This is a genomic window from Leuconostoc lactis (assembly GCF_007954625.1).
GTDB lineage: Bacteria > Bacillota > Bacilli > Lactobacillales > Lactobacillaceae > Leuconostoc > Leuconostoc lactis_A.
This window is the reverse complement of sequence record NZ_CP042420.1, coordinates 898424-913750: the sequence shown is the minus strand read 5'-3', so window position 1 is coordinate 913750 and position 15327 is coordinate 898424. Positions and strand designations below refer to the sequence as shown.

Below are 15327 nucleotides of genomic sequence, written 5' to 3'. Positions count from 1 at the left end.
TATTTATTCTATTCTATTATACACTAATCTGCCGCTAAATTTGACACCACTCTTGTCGTAGACAAATTAGGACCAAAATAGAAAAAGTACACCGGAGTGTACTTTTACATTTAAACCGTATGATTCACACCAAACGAAGCTTAATACCAGTTGTTAGCTTGCCAATGTGCAATGGCTTGCGCAACTGTACCATAACGATCAGCAATATATTTTTGCATGGCTTCAAGTTGCACCGCGTAGTTGCCGCGATAGTTTTGGCCTGGGACGTATTTGGCATAATAATTTTCGCTTAATTGGCCAATCCCATAGTAAGGCCCGTTTTGTGCGTTAACGTTACCGCTACTTTCACGTGCAATCAACCATTGCAAGTCACCAGAAGCCGGTGCTGGTGTTGCTGCAGCTGGCTTGGCTGGTGTTGCAACTGGTGTCACAACAGCAGGCGCGGCTGCCGGCGCTGTTGGTGCCGGTGTCGCAACTGGTTCTGCAACGGCAACAGCTGGTGCTGCTGCAGCCGGCGCAGTTGCCGCTGGTGTTGTGTCTTGTTCAGCAGTGGCGTGTGCTGCCACCGCTTGACTGACTGACAATTGGACTGACTTCACGTCAGCTAATGAAGCAACAGCTCGGTCTACCGCTTTTACACTAACTTGTTCGTTTAATGAAGCGGCATCCGTTGGATGACTTTCAGCTTTAAGTTGCGCGCCGAGAACCCCCAACGTCATACCAGTTACTGTTGCACTTGTGATTAAAATTTTCTTTAACATCATGTGACTTATTTTGACGTATCAATATTACATATATGTAACATAGCCAATCAAAAAACGGTACAAAAACCTTTTAATATACAAATAACCAATAATATATATATTTAAAAAGTCGTATATGACCTAAAACCCGGCTGAACACGCAGTATCATCGCGCTTTCAAAATCAATCAAAAAACGTTAATTAACGAAAAATACCCCATAAGTCCGGAAAAAGGCATACTTCATTTAATACTTTTGTAACATTGATGCGAAATTTTGTTACATTGCTCAACGATTTTGTCAAACAAAAAGCGCCACCTCATTAATTCGAGGTGACGCTCATACGTACTACATTTTATAGTTCTTGTTCAAAATCAGCTGGTGTGTACAACTTCAACCAGTTACTGAAGATGAATTGTGCAATAAATCCGGCAATGATTGGAATAATAATCCAAGCAAGCAAAGCTGTAAATGGATTAATGAAGTGGTTCATCACATTTGCTGGAATTGATGGATCTTTCACCATTGATTGGATTGGTGATACTAATCCAATGTAACCGAATCCAGCAGTTGTTGGTGTTCCTTGAATGTTGAACAAAGCAACCGGAATAGCAGAAATTGCCGCTGCCAGCATGAATGGTAGCATGGTTACCGGCTTAGCAAAGACAGATGGCATCATACCCTTCATGGCACCCAATGCAATCGCTACTGTCACACCTGGCTTGTTAACACGCCATGAGTTAATCAACAAAACAATTGTTGTGGCTACAACACCCATTGCGGCAGCACCAGAACCGATACCTGACAATGAAATAGCCAAGGCAATACCAACTGTTGAAACAGGTGTAATGATAATAATTGAGAACGCCATGGCAATCAACATAACCATTGGAATTGGTGCCAAACGTGTAAACGTTTCAATCATGTTACCAATCCAAGTTGTGACAGCCCCAACGTAAGGCGCAATCACCTTACCAAACAAACCAACACCGCCACCAATGATAATTGGGCTCAAAATGATAGCAACAGAACCGAAGCCCTTCAAGTAACGTGCAACTAACCATGTCACAAAGACCGCCACAGCAGCCACAATCATGGCATTAATCACATCACCAGCGCCACTAGCAATGTAGATATTACTTGGGGCAATTGTCTTAGCCCCTGTAATTGGGTTCACAAAGCCAGTTGGTACTTGTGCCCACTTGATTGAACCAGATGCTGCAGCTGTTGCAATTGCCACAACACCAACATCCAAGCTCTTCATCTTAAATTGCAAGGCAACCGCCAAACCAATCAAAACGGGGATGAATGATGTGAACAACGTCAAAATCGCGCTTAGATGTCCACCAAATGTAGTTGTCCCCAAACCAGAATATTGAATGATGTACTTCATTACCGCAGATGGTAACACACCAATCAAAATACCTTGCGCTGAACCAGACAAAACTTTAAAGAAGAAATCCTTCAACTTAAGTTCTGTATCACCACTAAATGTTACTGGGGCATTTTCCACAGCCTTACGCGCGTATTCTTCATTACGTAAGGCTTGTGAATCTTTTGAAGCCCACTTTTGGCCTTCTGCTTTAATCGTCATAATTTCCCTCACCTAAAATTACAGCAATCCCTAACTGTATTGCTAAGTTTTTTCCATCAAAATTTTACTACGTGCCATACCGTGACACAAAATGACATAAGAACACCCGCGCTACTGCGGGTGTTCCTGTGTTTAGTACTTCACAGCATTTGCAGGTGTTTCACCCTTGGCAAATGCTACGGCAGCATCAAATGATTGATATACCATTTCTCGCACAGCGTGCGTTGTGTAGAATGCTGTATGTGGTGTCACATAAACATTTTCACGTGAAATCAAATCGTCCAAACGCTTGTCTTCCAAACCGTTTTCTGACCAGTCCTTGTTGAAGACACCAACTTCACCTTCATAAGTATCCATTACGAAGCCAAACAACTTCTTTGAATCCAATGCGGCAACAACGGCATCTGTATCAACCAACAAACCACGAGAAACGTTAACCAAGACTGCGTCATCCTTCATCTTAGCAATTGTTTCTGCATTGATCATTTGATCATTAACACCTGGAATGTGTGGCACGTGCAATGAAACGACGTCTGATTGTTCAAGCAATTCATCCAAAGTATCAACATAAACACCAGTTGCTTCAAGTTCTGGGTTGCGGTAAACATCATAAGCGATAACCTTTGCCCCGAAACCTTGCATGATTTCCAAGAAGACACGACCGATGTGACCTGTACCAACAACACCAACAACTTGGTCGCGAACTTCACGACGGATTGTTGGTTCCCAACGCAAATCGCGCTTTTGTACTTTGTTTTCCATCACCTTTGCTTGTGACAACAAAGCAGCAACTTGAATAGCTGCATGTTCAGCAATCGCATTTGGTGAGTAAACTGGGACGTTTGAAATGTTGAAGTCCAAAGCCTTTGCTGTTTCAAAGTCAATGTTATCTGTTCCAACATTACGCAAAGACATGTTTGTCACACCAGCTTCTGCCAATGCCTTCAATGTTTCAGGCGTGTAGTCTAATTGTTGATAAACAACCACTGAATCTGACCCCTTAGCCAAAGCGGCTGTTTCGGGTGTCAAAAGTTCTTGGGTATAATCAACTTCAACTTCTGGATGAGCTGATTTCCAATCTTCTAAAGCTGGCTTTTCGTCATTACGAATACCGTAAGCAAAAATCTTCATAATATCCTCCAAAAATTTTATTACTATCTTATTCTACCCTATATTGTGCATATTTGCACGTGAAAGTATTAATTTAATGAGATTATTATATTGCACGTATTACCGTGAAATCCTGATGATACCGCATCTCATTTTACCCGATCAGGTTCATTTATAGCTAATAAAAAAGCTAACCGTAACTCACAAAGTTATCGATCAGTTTTCTCATCATCACTTGACAACTGGCTTTTCTCCAGACTTCGTCAAAATACCGTCAATAAAGCCGTACTCCAACGTTTCTTCAGCGCTCATCCAATAATCACGTTCTGTATCATGTGCAATTGTTTCCAAGTCTTTGCCAGACGCATCGGCCAAAATACGGTTCAACTTTGCCCGTGTTTTTGTCAATTGTTCAGCAATAATGGCCATATCTGTTTGCTGCGTACCACCAGCAGCACCGCCCATTGGTTGGTGAATCAAGTATTCAGCATTAGGCAACATGAAACGGTGCCCTTTTTCACCAGAACTGGCAATAATTGTTCCCATTGAGGCTGCCAAGCCCATCACAATAGTCGTCACTGGCGCCTTAATAAAGTTCATGGTATCGGTAATCGATAGCCCAGCAGTTACTGAGCCACCAGGTGAATTGATATACATTGAAATTTCTTTCGTTGGATCTTGGGCTTCCAAAAATAACAATTGGGCAACAATTGAAGTTGCCATGCTATCTTCGATTTCGCCTTGTACCAAAACAATACGATCTTTTAACAAACGTGAAGGCAAGTCATAGCTTTCACGGCCGTTTGCTGTTTGTTCAATAACTCCTGGCCACATAGTTGTTAAGCTCCTTTTCATGGTCCCAGTTTATCATACCCACCAACAGGTGGCATGACAAACTAGTCAATTATGTGTCACTCGATGTCAGTATCGAGTCACTAAGACTATTTTAGCACAAACACAGTTAGAGTGCTAAAATTTATTTTACAACTTTGCTAGGTCAAATGGCACCTCATCTTTAATCATTTGTTCCAGCTCTTTTAACTTCCGCATGCGATGATTCGCCCCAGATTTACTAATTTCTAGATAGTCTCCCAGTTCAGCTAACGAGGCATCTGGATGCTCTAAACGGGCTTTAGCGATATCGCGTAACTTTTTAGGTAGCAAATCTAAATCCCCAATGGCATTGGCAATAAATAGAATCTGCTGCACTTGTTTGTTGGCCGCATCCGCTGTTTTTTGCATATTTGCCATTTCGGCATTCATCATGCGATTGACCGAATTGCGCATATCACGCATCATACGGATATCTTCAAATCGCAACATGGTCTGAGAAGCCCCAATCAGCGACAAAAAATCCACAATTTTTTCCGCCCGCTTAAGATAAACAATAAAACCGCCCGCACGATCAGTAATTTTAGCAGGCAAGTTAAATTCTTGCATCATTTGCAACATTTTTTCAGCGAGTTCTTCATGGGTGGTAAAAATTTCTAAATGATAATTGGCTTTTTCTGGTGAGTTCACTGAACCAGCTGCCAAAAAGGCTCCCCGTAAAAAGGAGCGTCGCTTATCCTTTTGATTTAACAGACGGGCTGGGATTTCTGGATGTAGCCCAAAGGGATCAACCCCTAAATCAGCTAACACTTCCTCAACCTGTGTCTTCAGCAACACAGCATAAGACTTATGCTGTGATAAATAACTGTGATCAGCCATCGTCACTTCAACCACCACGCCAGCATAATTTTGCGTTAACAACGTGTAAATGCGTCGCGCAATCGCGGCGTTTTCGGTTTTGACAGACACGGTTTGGTCAAAACCAAGCGTACTGACACCATTCATACGCATCAGTGCGGATAATTCTGCTTTAGCGTTACCATCATGAACCAGTAACCCTGTTAATTCTTTTTTGACATCAGCCGCGTAGGACATATTTTCACTCCAAAATTTGCATCAGTTCCGCCATGATTTTATCGCCATCATGGAAAGCCCCGGCATCTCGCAACTGTAGGAAATCCCCAGCAATTTCTTGCGCGCCCTGCACAGCAACTGCAGCAGGATCTAATTTCACTTGATTGGAAATTTCATGCCATTTTTGAAAATCAACGAAATCATCAGGGACAATCGCATTATTGGCAATCACGTAATCAATCACCGGTGCCCCAATATGCGCATTTAAGGCTAACAAATGCTGCGCATCTGTGTAAGCGTCTGTTTCACCTTTTTGCGTCATAATATTTGAGATATAAACCTGCTTGGCAGTCGTTAATCGCAATGCTGTCCGCACTTCTGGTACCACCACATTGGGTAAGATTGAGGTAAACAAACTCCCTGGCCCATACACAATCATATCCGCGTCCAAAATGGCCTCTACCACTTCCGGTGCCGCTCTAGGGATATCTTGCGAGGCATCACGTGTGACCCAGACATGGTCAATTGTTTTGTGCGCTTTTGTAATTTCAGACTCGCCGGCCAAAATTTCCCCATCTTTAAATTCTGCGTGCAAAACTAATGGCTCATTGGAAACGGGATAAATACGACCACGAACTTTCATAAAGTTTGCCAGATGCTGCACGGCGTCAAAAATGCTATCATGCATTTCAGTCATCGCTGCGATAATCAAATTACCCACAGCATGTTGGGCAAAAAAATCATCTTTGGCATCAAAGCGATATTGCATGACTTGTTTGATTGCCGGATCAACGTCTGACATCGCCACTAAGATGTTGCGAATATCGCCAGGGGGCACAATATTAATATAATTACGTAGCAAACCACTTGACCCACCATCATCCGCAACCGTGACAATGGCTGTTAAATCGATACGTTCCTTCACAAGTGGCTTAATAATGACGGGCAATCCTGAACCACCGCCAATGATTACTATTTTTGGTTTATTTGGCATATTTCCAATTGTTCAAACTACCTAATACCATCTGTGGCCAGTAATATAGTCTCAGCCACAAACGAGTAGTCAACGTCTTCACCTTCCTTGATTTACTTTTCATTATCTCATATTTTAGCAAGATAGTTGCAATTTTTCAGATTTTTGGTATACTTATTATATGTAAGTAAGATTGCTAGTATGCTTATCAGCATACCGTCCCTATTTGCAAATACACACAAATTGGAGATCTATCACATGACAGAAAAATTAGATATTGCTTCAGCAGCACGGAAGTTAAAGAGCCCAAATATCAAAACACGTAAGCGTGCTTTGAAGGCCATTCACGACTTAGCTAAGCAAAAGAAAGCATCACGCTAATCGTCATTAAAAGCCCACTGTTCTGAGAACAGTGGGCTTTTGTTATGCTATTGATTTGCTGCCCGCGCCAGGTCACGCGTGATAATTTCTTTGAGGTATTTACCAGTGTAAGATGTGGCATGCGCCATCACCTTTTCAGGCGTCCCGGTGACTAAGACGTTCCCGCCGCCTTCACCACCTTCTGGTCCCATATCAATGACCCAATCGGCTGATTTGATCACATCTAGATTGTGCTCAATCACCACCACGGTATTTCCCGCCTCAACAAGCCGTTCCAAAACGACAAGCAAACGGGCAATATCATCGACATGGAGGCCAGTTGTTGGCTCGTCTAAGATATACATTGTTTTGCCGTTGGTGCGTCGGTGCAATTCCGAGGCAAGTTTCATCCGTTGTGCTTCACCACCCGATAGGGTTGTCGCCGATTGGCCCAACTTGATATAGCCAAGACCAACGTCCACAATCGTTTGTAACTTACGGGCAATCTTTGGAATTGGGGCAAAAAAGGCCAGCGCCTCTGTCGTTGACATATCCAAGATTTGTGAAATGTTATGCCCTTTGTAAGTCACTTCCAACGTTTCAGTGTTATAACGAGTACCGCCACAGACTTCACAGGTTACGTAAACATCAGGTAAGAAATTCATTTCAATTTTAATCACACCATCACCACGGCAATTTTCACAACGCCCACCCTTGGTGTTAAATGAGAATCGGCCTTTATTGTAACCCCGCATCTTAGCTTCGTTCGTCTGCGCAAACAACTCACGAATGTCATCAAATACACCGGTATAGGTTGCCGGATTAGAACGTGGTGTCCGCCCAATTGGTGATTGATTGATGTCGACAACTTGTTCAATGTTGTCGACGCCTTCAATCGTGCGATACTTCCCAGGCTTTTCTGAATTATGATTTAATTTCTGCTTTAATGCGCGTTTTAAAATTTGGTTTACCAGTGTTGATTTACCGGAACCAGACACCCCTGTCACGGCCACAAATTTGCTCAAGGGGAACTTAACCGTGACATTTTTGAGGTTGTTTTCTTGGGCGCCTTTGATCGTAATGGCCTGGCCATTACCCTCGCGACGCTGAGTTGGCACTGGAATAAACTTTTTCCCAGAAAGATACTGCCCCGTGAGCGAGTTTGGATTAGCAGCTACTTCCGCTGGCGTCCCAGTCGCAACAATTTCACCACCCAAGGTGCCCGCACCAGGGCCGACATCAATCAAGTGATCAGCAGCCAACATCGTATCTTCATCGTGTTCCACGACGACCAACGTGTTCCCCAAGTCACGCATGTTTTGCATCGATTTGAGTAACATGTCGTTGTCACGTTGATGTAAACCAATTGACGGTTCATCTAACACATACAACACGCCTGACAAATTAGAGCCAATTTGCGTGGCTAGGCGAATCCGTTGCGATTCACCACCTGACAGTGTGCGAGCAGCACGCGACAATGTCAGATACTGCAAGCCCACGCTCGCCAAAAAGCCCAATCGGTCTTTAATTTCCTTAATAATTGGTGCTGCAATCGTCGTATCTTGTTCACCCAGTTTAATGTCATTAAAGAATGCCAATTCTTGGTCAACTGGCAACTCCGACACTTCACCAATATGGCGACCATTAATTTTAACCGAACGGGCCGCTTCGTTTAACCGGTAGCCCTGACAAGCTTGACAGGTCAACTCCGTCATGTAATTGGCCATCTGGTCGCGCGTAAACTCGGAATTAGTTTCGTGGAAACGTCGCGAAATATTATTGATCACGCCTTCAAAAGGAATATCCACATCACGAACGCCACCAAAATCATTTTCATAATGGAAATGAAAATCCTTAGTCCCTGACCCCTGCAAAATTAACCGTTGTTGTTTTTTAGGCAATTCTTTGAATGGGGTATCCATATCAATACCTGATTGTTCAGCAAATTGCCGTAACATTTCAGGATAATAATTCGATGAAATCGGATTCCAAGGCGCAATCGCCCCCTCACGTAAAGTTTTACTATCGTCTGGTACCACCAGATCAATATCGACTTCACGTGTGACACCCAGTCCTTGACAAACTTCACAAGCACCTAGTGGTGCATTAAAACTAAACAGACGTGGTTCCAAACGCCCAACGCGAAAATCTTTTAGCTGACCCAGATAGTGATCAGAGAATTTCAATGGGGCAACTGCTGGTTCGCCCTCACGCGTCACCACATCCAACTGTACTAAGCCATCCGTTAAACGCACGGCGGCTTCGATGGCATCAAATAGACGTGAACGTGAATCATCACGTAACACAATACGGTCAATCATCACGTCAATATCATGGGCCGTTTCTTTATCTAGCGTTGGTGTTTGGGCATCCAATTCATAGATTTCACCGTCAACCCGCGCACGAATGTAGCCTTGCTTGCGCATGTTGTCAAACGTCGTCTCATGTGACCCACGTTTGCCGACAATAATGGGCGCAAATACCTGCAACCGGCTGCCAATGGCCAACTGTTGATAAACATATTCAACCATTTGGTCAATGGACATCATCACTTTAGTGCCATCGGCTGGTTCATCTGGTCGTCCAACGCGCGCATATAACAAACGGAAATAGTCATTGATTTCTGTCACCGTTCCGACAGTCGAACGCGGATTATTAGATGTTGTTTTTTGGTCAATTGAAATTGCCGGCGACAAGCCATCAATTGAATCAACATCGGGCTTATCCATTTGCCCTAAAAATTGACGGGCGTAGGATGATAAACTCTCGACATACCGTCGTTGTCCTTCCGCATAGAGCGTATCGAATGCCAAGGATGATTTCCCAGAACCCGATAACCCTGTGATAACCGTTAACTTATCTTTGGGAATATCCACATCGATATTTTTTAAATTTTGGGCGCGAGCGCCACGAATTTCAATATTAGTTTTCGCCATAGATTTTAAACGTTACGCTGCTGACTACCAGCCTAACGCCTTTCCTTATCCTAAATTTCATTGCTCATTTCATTATAACAAGCACTGCCAGTGACACTGTTATTTTGCTTATACTACAACAAAGCCTTCAGAGACATCACGCTATCTCGCAATTGCGCAGCTTCTTCGAAATCTAGTGCTTTGGCCGCAGCTTTCATTTGGTTTTCCAAATTTGCAATAATATTTTTTTGCTCGTCCTTTGGCAAATCTTTAAAGGCCACTTGCGTCAAATCAATTTTTTCACCAGTCGTTGTCTCTGTCCGGACAGAAATCAAATCTCGGATTGGCTTCTTAATCGTCATGGGTGTAATCCCATGCGTGGCATTATATTGCAGTTGAATTTCACGACGACGTGCAGTTTCATCGATGGCTTCTTGCATCGATCGCGTCATCTTGTCAGCATACATAATCACATGACCATCGGCATTACGCGCCGCACGACCAATGGTTTGAATCAATGACCGTGGATTACGCAAAAAGCCTTCTTTATCTGCATCAAGAATCGCTACCAAAGAGACTTCTGGCACATCAATTCCCTCACGCAATAAGTTGATCCCTATCAACACATCGTATTTACCCAATCGGAGGTCACGAATAATTTCTGTTCGTTCCAGTGTTTTAATATCTGCATGCAAATAGGCCACTTTTAGCCCAACATTCTTTAAATAGTCGGTTAAATCTTCCGCCATCCGCTTGGTCAAGGTCGTAATAAAGACTCGTTCGTTTTTCTCAACACGCTGATTAATTTCACCAACCAAATCATCAATTTGTCCCATTACCGGCCGGACTTCAACTTCGGGATCCAGTAGACCAGTTGGCCGAATAATCTGTTCTGCCACATGATCTGGTGTCACCCGCTCTAGTTCATAATCACCAGGCGTTGCCGACATATAAATGATTTGATTCACCCGTTGTTCAAACTCTGGCAGTTTAAGGGGCCGATTATCTAAAGCCGATGGCAAACGGAAACCATAATTGACTAACGTTTCTTTCCGTGCCTTATCGCCATTGAACATCCCACGAATTTGTGGCATCGTCACATGGCTTTCATCCGCCACAATCAAAAAGTCATCAGGGAAGAAATCCAGTAAGGTAAATGGTGGTTCACCTGGTTGACGCCCATCCATCCAACGTGAATAGTTTTCAATCCCGCCAACAAAACCCATTTCTTCTAGCATCGCCAGATCATATTCTGTCCGTTGCTTAATACGTTGCGCTTCAATTAACTTACCTTCTGCCTCAAACTTAGCCACTTGTGCGGTCATTTCATCATTGATACCGGCTAACGCATAGCGCATTTGATCATCATTGGTCATAAAATGTTTCGCCGGATAAATGGCCACAAAATCACGTTCCGCAACCGTTTCACCCGTCAACGAATTAATTTCTCGAATACGATCAATCTCATCCCCAAAGAATTCCACGCGTAACGCCATCTCGTCTTCTGATGCAGGGAAAATTTCCATAATGTCACCGCGAACACGGAATGTCCCCCGGTGAAAATCGATGTCATTTCTAGTAAATTGCACATCGATTAAATCACGCATCAATTGTTCACGGCCATACTCATTCCCCACCCGTAAATTAATGACGTGCTCTTGATACTGGTGCGGATCACCCAAACCAAAAATAGAACTGACCGAAGCAACCACAATGACATCGTTACGTGATAACAGTGAACTAGTAGCCGAGTTACGTAGTTGGTCAATTTCATCATTGACCGCGGAATCTTTTTCAATAAAGGTATCTGAACTCGGTACATAAGCTTCAGGCTGGTAGTAATCATAGTAAGAAACAAAATATTCTACCGCATTATTGGGGAAAAACTCTTTTAATTCGCCATAAATCTGCCCGGCCAAAGTCTTATTGTGACTTAACACCAAGGTTGGCTTTTTGACACGTTGAATCACATTGGAAATAGTAAAAGTTTTCCCTGTCCCCGTCGCGCCCAACAAGATTTGTTCTTTCACCCCAGCATTGATGCCACGCACTAATTGGTCAATCGCTTTGGGCTGATCACCAGTTGGTTCGTATTTTGACACCACTTCAAATTCATGCTTGGCAACATTTTCACGCATAGTTTTCTTCCTTAGTCGACTTTATTTCATTATACAATAAAACGAACAAACGTTCTATTGTTTGCTCGTTTTATTTTGCGGATGAACTCGCATCCTGCCCATTATTATCAGCTGGTTTCAACTCTGGTGCATCAGTTTGATAATCACCAAGCGTTGATTTGCCTTTATTTTTAGCGAGTACACTTGATGGATTTGTTTGTTGCGCAGCCTTTAGCGACGCAAGACCAGCAGTCTTTTTGTAGTCTAATGCTTTTTTGTTAACCGCATGAAAATCTGGTCGTGCTGTATCAAAGCGCAACAAGTCACCCGTAATAACCGCATCTGAATTTTCCAAAACTTGGTCAACATACTTTTGCGTTGGTCCCGCCATCTTTTTCAGACTTGGGTCACTGGCAAGGGTGACTTGTTCACCCGTTACGGTATTAAAGTACTGGTTGTTGTACTTCATGTAGGTCGGTGTAATCCAATCCCCATCACGGAATGGCACAATGCCCTCATACTTTGGTGACAACATATCCTGCCCAAACATGATCATATTATTATCTGGGATACCCAGCAGATCAAGCAGCGTTGGCATCATATCAATTTCACCACCATACGTGTGATCTACTCCGCCCTTAAGACCGGTCGCATGAATCATAAACGGTACCTTTTGGAACTGAGCTAAATCATAGTTGGTGACTTTATCTTTACCTAATAGCTGTGCGATGGCTGGTTGATGATTCTCAGAAATACCATAATGATCACCGTACAAAACAAAGACTGAGTTATCATACAAGCCAGCTTTTTTCAAATAAGTCATAAATTCGCCAAAGGCCTGATCCAGATAATGTGCGGTTTGTACGTAACCATCGACCGTATTATCCCCCGTTGTGGTTGCTGGAAAATCAATATTGGCCTTATCCAAATCATAAGGATAATGATTCGTCACCGTAATTAATTTCGCATAGAACGGTTGTGGCAATTGTTCCAGGTACTTCGCACTATCTTGCAAGAAGATTTTATCTTTTAAACCATAACCAATGTTGAAGTTGGGCTTATCCGCATTTGGGTAATACGACTTAGAAAAGAAATAATTATAACCAAACGACTTATACGTGTTATCACGATTCCAGAAGCTCGCCACGTCGCCGTGGAAAGCCGCCGTTGTATAACCACGCTGGCTCAGTACAGCTGGTAATGATTCAAACGTATTGCTTGTCCCATACTTCACCATGGCTGAACCAGTAGAAAGCCCAAACAATGAGTTTTCTTGCATCATTTCAGCATCAGAAGTCTTACCTTGACCAACCTGATTATAGAAGTTATCAAAGCTTAACGTATTTTGGTCATGATAGAACTGGTTCAAATTTGGCGTTACTTCACGATCGTCAACTTTATAATCAATTAAGAACTGTTGGAATGACTCCAAATGAATCATGAAGACATTCTTACCCTTTTGCGTCCCATAATATTCCAGATTATCTGGTAATTGCTGGCTCGCAACAAATTGCTTAACCTTGTTTAAATCAGCTGGTTTCGCACGCTTCCGGCTTTCCGTTTGGTTATAGGTTTGGACAGCGTTGAAGACGGCATACTCGTTAAGCCCAAGATATTTCACAATATAGTTATTATCAAATGATCGCGTGAGCAGTCCTGAACGATCAGCTGAAGCAATGCCGTAATCCACAAACATTAGGGCCACACCAAGCAACGTTGTCAAAACAGCAAAACGGCGTTGTACCCCTTTGCGGTCAATTGTCAATTGCTTAAAGAGAACCAAGCCGATTAAAATCACAATATCTAGAAATACCATGTAATCTGACCAGTGAATAATAGCAGCAATCGACTTCCCTAAGTTATTCCCTGTTGAACTACCAGAACCCAAAATCCCCATTGAGAGGAAATCAGAAAATTCACGGTAATACAAGATATTAGCAAACAACCACAAGGATTGAATGAAATTAAACAAAATTGCGATCCAGTAACTTAGGACGCCTCTAAAATAAAGCGCAATACTTAAGAGGATAATCGCTGTTGGCCATGGATTCAAGAATAACAAAAACTGCTGTGTTGGCCCATCAGCACCAAGATTGAAATTCATATGGTAGTTCACAAACGTTTTGAACCAAACGAGCACAACGTTCAACACAAAGAACCACACAAGCGGTGCTGAGGTATCCATTGTCTGCTTAATCTTGAGCCAAATGGCTTTCGGTTTGGGCACTTTATTGAGCAAATTTCGCATATTTTTTTCCTTCACATACGTCGTAACATCACCGGATAAGCTATCGGTCAGCCTGCGTATTTAAAATATTAATTTAAAATCATGGAGGACATCATAAACTTCAATCGCGACCAAGTCAATATCATCAAATTGAAATTGACGCACTTCGCGATGTTCATGGACCGTCCAAATTTGTGTGAGTTGATCATAGTCAACTTGCACGGCTTCGATACCAAAAGCATCAAAACGGCGCGTTTGATACGGCGTATCCGTCGCATCAACCATTGCCCGTAACCGTGCTAAAATTTGCTTTAAGTCACTCACCGGATATGTTTTTTCAACTGTCATGGTCGCTCCTCTCTACTAACTGATCGCGCAGGTACCATATAGGCAATAATACCAGCAAACAGACCAAAATAGTACGTAATGAGACGCCAAATTAAGATCACCAAAATTAACGTTGCTGGATTTTTAACAAATGGTGAAAATAGCAATTGGAAACTCAATTCCGCGCCCCCAACCCCACCAGGGATTGGGAATAGGGAAATGACCATCACAATCATGATGTTCATCGTGATAATTAACCAAGGATTCACCTGGGCATAACCAAACGCGCGAATGACAAAATACGGAATAAGATAAAAAACCATCAATTGCAACACGGTAAACACGGTGGCACCGACCAATGATTCCCAGCTGCTAATCACACGCCGTGACTCACGGTGAAAATTGGCAACTTTCTGAGTGATCGTGGCCAATAACTTATCATAACGCTCACGCGATAACATTTTTTGGAATATCGGTGATACCATATCCACTAATTTGAGGGTCAATGCTGGCCAGAACATGACTAACAGAATCCCGATAATCACGACGGCATGAATCGCAATGGCAAATGGAATAAAATTAGCAAATGTGGGATCAACCTGTCCGTAAATAAAATGTTCCGCCGAAAAGTAACCGATGATAAAGAATATCACGACGACAACCTGGTAAACTAAAAACTTCATGAGAATGACGGACATGGCGCGTCCGGCTTCAACACCAGCACGCGTCATCCCAAACAACTGCGCTGGTTGGCCACCAGTTGCAAACGGTGTTAAGCCTGTCCCAAGTAAATTAAGCAATGGCACACGTAACAAAGCTATGACAGATGTCTTGTGACGATCTGATTTGTTGAGCATGACATAAGTGGCAATCGCCTCAAGCAAAATAGACAAAAGCATCATAATCAGTCCCCCGACTAACCACCGCCAGTCAAGGTGCTTTAACGCCAAATTAAGTTGATAGCCTTTACCACGTAATTCTGTTGTCAAAAAATAAACAACAACACCAGTCAATATCACGACAACAATAGCAGAAACTTTATCTGTTTTAGACATAT

The 15327-nt window shown here is 42.8% G+C and carries 12 protein-coding genes; 1 reads left to right on the top strand and 11 read right to left on the bottom strand.

All coding sequences use genetic code 11. The features are described from left to right. Window positions 1–140: 140 nt before the first annotated feature. From FGL80_RS04605 to FGL80_RS04580, 6 genes are all read right to left on the bottom strand, one after another. Window positions 141–761: an aggregation-promoting factor C-terminal-like domain-containing protein gene (locus FGL80_RS04605; RefSeq protein ID WP_186737172.1), complete on the bottom strand. Its 621-nt coding sequence runs from the start codon at window positions 759–761 to the stop codon at window positions 141–143. 336 nt (window positions 762–1097) lie between these two features. Further along, entirely contained in the window at window positions 1098–2336 is a 1239-nt protein-coding gene (locus tag FGL80_RS04600; protein ID WP_055308287.1) for a PTS sugar transporter subunit IIC, read from the bottom strand. A gap of 132 nt (window positions 2337–2468) precedes the next feature. Further along, on the bottom strand, window positions 2469–3467 hold the full coding sequence (locus tag FGL80_RS04595; protein ID WP_055308288.1) for a D-2-hydroxyacid dehydrogenase: 999 nt from the start codon (window positions 3465–3467) through the stop codon (window positions 2469–2471). Window positions 3468–3677: 210 nt separating this feature from the next. After that, complete coding sequence (locus tag FGL80_RS04590; RefSeq protein WP_010001192.1) at window positions 3678–4280, bottom strand: ATP-dependent Clp protease proteolytic subunit; 603 nt, start codon at window positions 4278–4280, stop codon at window positions 3678–3680. A gap of 147 nt (window positions 4281–4427) precedes the next feature. Next, on the bottom strand, window positions 4428–5372 hold the full coding sequence (gene whiA, locus FGL80_RS04585) for a DNA-binding protein WhiA (protein ID WP_055308289.1): 945 nt from the start codon (window positions 5370–5372) through the stop codon (window positions 4428–4430). 4 nt (window positions 5373–5376) lie between these two features. Further along, window positions 5377–6345, bottom strand: coding sequence for a gluconeogenesis factor YvcK family protein (locus FGL80_RS04580; RefSeq protein WP_010001195.1), 969 nt, complete (start codon window positions 6343–6345; stop codon window positions 5377–5379). Window positions 6346–6582: 237 nt separating this feature from the next. Here FGL80_RS04580 and FGL80_RS09040 point away from each other — a divergent pair, with 237 nt between their 5' ends. Beyond that, window positions 6583–6705 (top strand): putative metal homeostasis protein, encoded by a 123-nt coding sequence (locus tag FGL80_RS09040; protein WP_010001196.1) that lies wholly within the window; start codon window positions 6583–6585, stop codon window positions 6703–6705. A 47-nt stretch (window positions 6706–6752) separates the two neighbouring features. Here FGL80_RS09040 and uvrA read toward each other — a convergent pair whose 3' ends face one another. The 5 genes from uvrA to FGL80_RS04555 all read right to left on the bottom strand — a co-directional run bounded on the left by uvrA (window position 6753) and on the right by FGL80_RS04555 (window position 15325). After that, window positions 6753–9620 (bottom strand): excinuclease ABC subunit UvrA, encoded by a 2868-nt coding sequence (gene uvrA, locus FGL80_RS04575; protein ID WP_147001822.1) that lies wholly within the window; start codon window positions 9618–9620, stop codon window positions 6753–6755. A gap of 113 nt (window positions 9621–9733) precedes the next feature. Then, the gene (gene uvrB / locus FGL80_RS04570) at window positions 9734–11737 is read right to left on the bottom strand and encodes an excinuclease ABC subunit UvrB (protein WP_055308291.1); all 2004 of its coding nucleotides are present in this window, start codon (window positions 11735–11737) and stop codon (window positions 9734–9736) included. Between the two features lie 70 nt (window positions 11738–11807). Then, the gene (locus tag FGL80_RS04565) at window positions 11808–13964 is read right to left on the bottom strand and encodes an LTA synthase family protein (RefSeq protein WP_055308292.1); all 2157 of its coding nucleotides are present in this window, start codon (window positions 13962–13964) and stop codon (window positions 11808–11810) included. Window positions 13965–14024: 60 nt separating this feature from the next. Then, on the bottom strand, window positions 14025–14291 hold the full coding sequence (locus FGL80_RS04560) for a YkuJ family protein (RefSeq protein ID WP_010001201.1): 267 nt from the start codon (window positions 14289–14291) through the stop codon (window positions 14025–14027). Next, window positions 14288–15325, bottom strand: coding sequence for a lysylphosphatidylglycerol synthase transmembrane domain-containing protein (locus FGL80_RS04555; RefSeq protein ID WP_055308293.1), 1038 nt, complete (start codon window positions 15323–15325; stop codon window positions 14288–14290). Before FGL80_RS04555 ends, FGL80_RS04560 begins: the two co-directional genes overlap by 4 nt. Between the last annotated feature and the right edge of the window lie 2 nt (window positions 15326–15327).

What these genes read in the sequence shown, in the direction of transcription:
- FGL80_RS04605 (WP_186737172.1), bottom strand. Translation starts at nt 761, where the DNA reads ATGTTAAAGAAAATTTTAATCACAAGTGCAACAGTAACTGGTATGACG.
- FGL80_RS04600 (WP_055308287.1), bottom strand. Translation starts at nt 2,336, where the DNA reads ATGACGATTAAAGCAGAAGGCCAAAAGTGGGCTTCAAAAGATTCACAA.
- FGL80_RS04595 (WP_055308288.1), bottom strand. Translation starts at nt 3,467, where the DNA reads ATGAAGATTTTTGCTTACGGTATTCGTAATGACGAAAAGCCAGCTTTA.
- FGL80_RS04590 (WP_010001192.1), bottom strand. Translation starts at nt 4,280, where the DNA reads ATGTGGCCAGGAGTTATTGAACAAACAGCAAACGGCCGTGAAAGCTAT.
- whiA (WP_055308289.1), bottom strand. Translation starts at nt 5,372, where the DNA reads ATGTCCTACGCGGCTGATGTCAAAAAAGAATTAACAGGGTTACTGGTT.
- FGL80_RS04580 (WP_010001195.1), bottom strand. Translation starts at nt 6,345, where the DNA reads ATGCCAAATAAACCAAAAATAGTAATCATTGGCGGTGGTTCAGGATTG.
- FGL80_RS09040 (WP_010001196.1), top strand. Translation starts at nt 6,583, where the DNA reads ATGACAGAAAAATTAGATATTGCTTCAGCAGCACGGAAGTTAAAGAGC.
- uvrA (WP_147001822.1), bottom strand. Translation starts at nt 9,620, where the DNA reads ATGGCGAAAACTAATATTGAAATTCGTGGCGCTCGCGCCCAAAATTTA.
- uvrB (WP_055308291.1), bottom strand. Translation starts at nt 11,737, where the DNA reads ATGCGTGAAAATGTTGCCAAGCATGAATTTGAAGTGGTGTCAAAATAC.
- FGL80_RS04565 (WP_055308292.1), bottom strand. Translation starts at nt 13,964, where the DNA reads ATGCGAAATTTGCTCAATAAAGTGCCCAAACCGAAAGCCATTTGGCTC.
- FGL80_RS04560 (WP_010001201.1), bottom strand. Translation starts at nt 14,291, where the DNA reads ATGACAGTTGAAAAAACATATCCGGTGAGTGACTTAAAGCAAATTTTA.
- FGL80_RS04555 (WP_055308293.1), bottom strand. Translation starts at nt 15,325, where the DNA reads ATGTCTAAAACAGATAAAGTTTCTGCTATTGTTGTCGTGATATTGACT.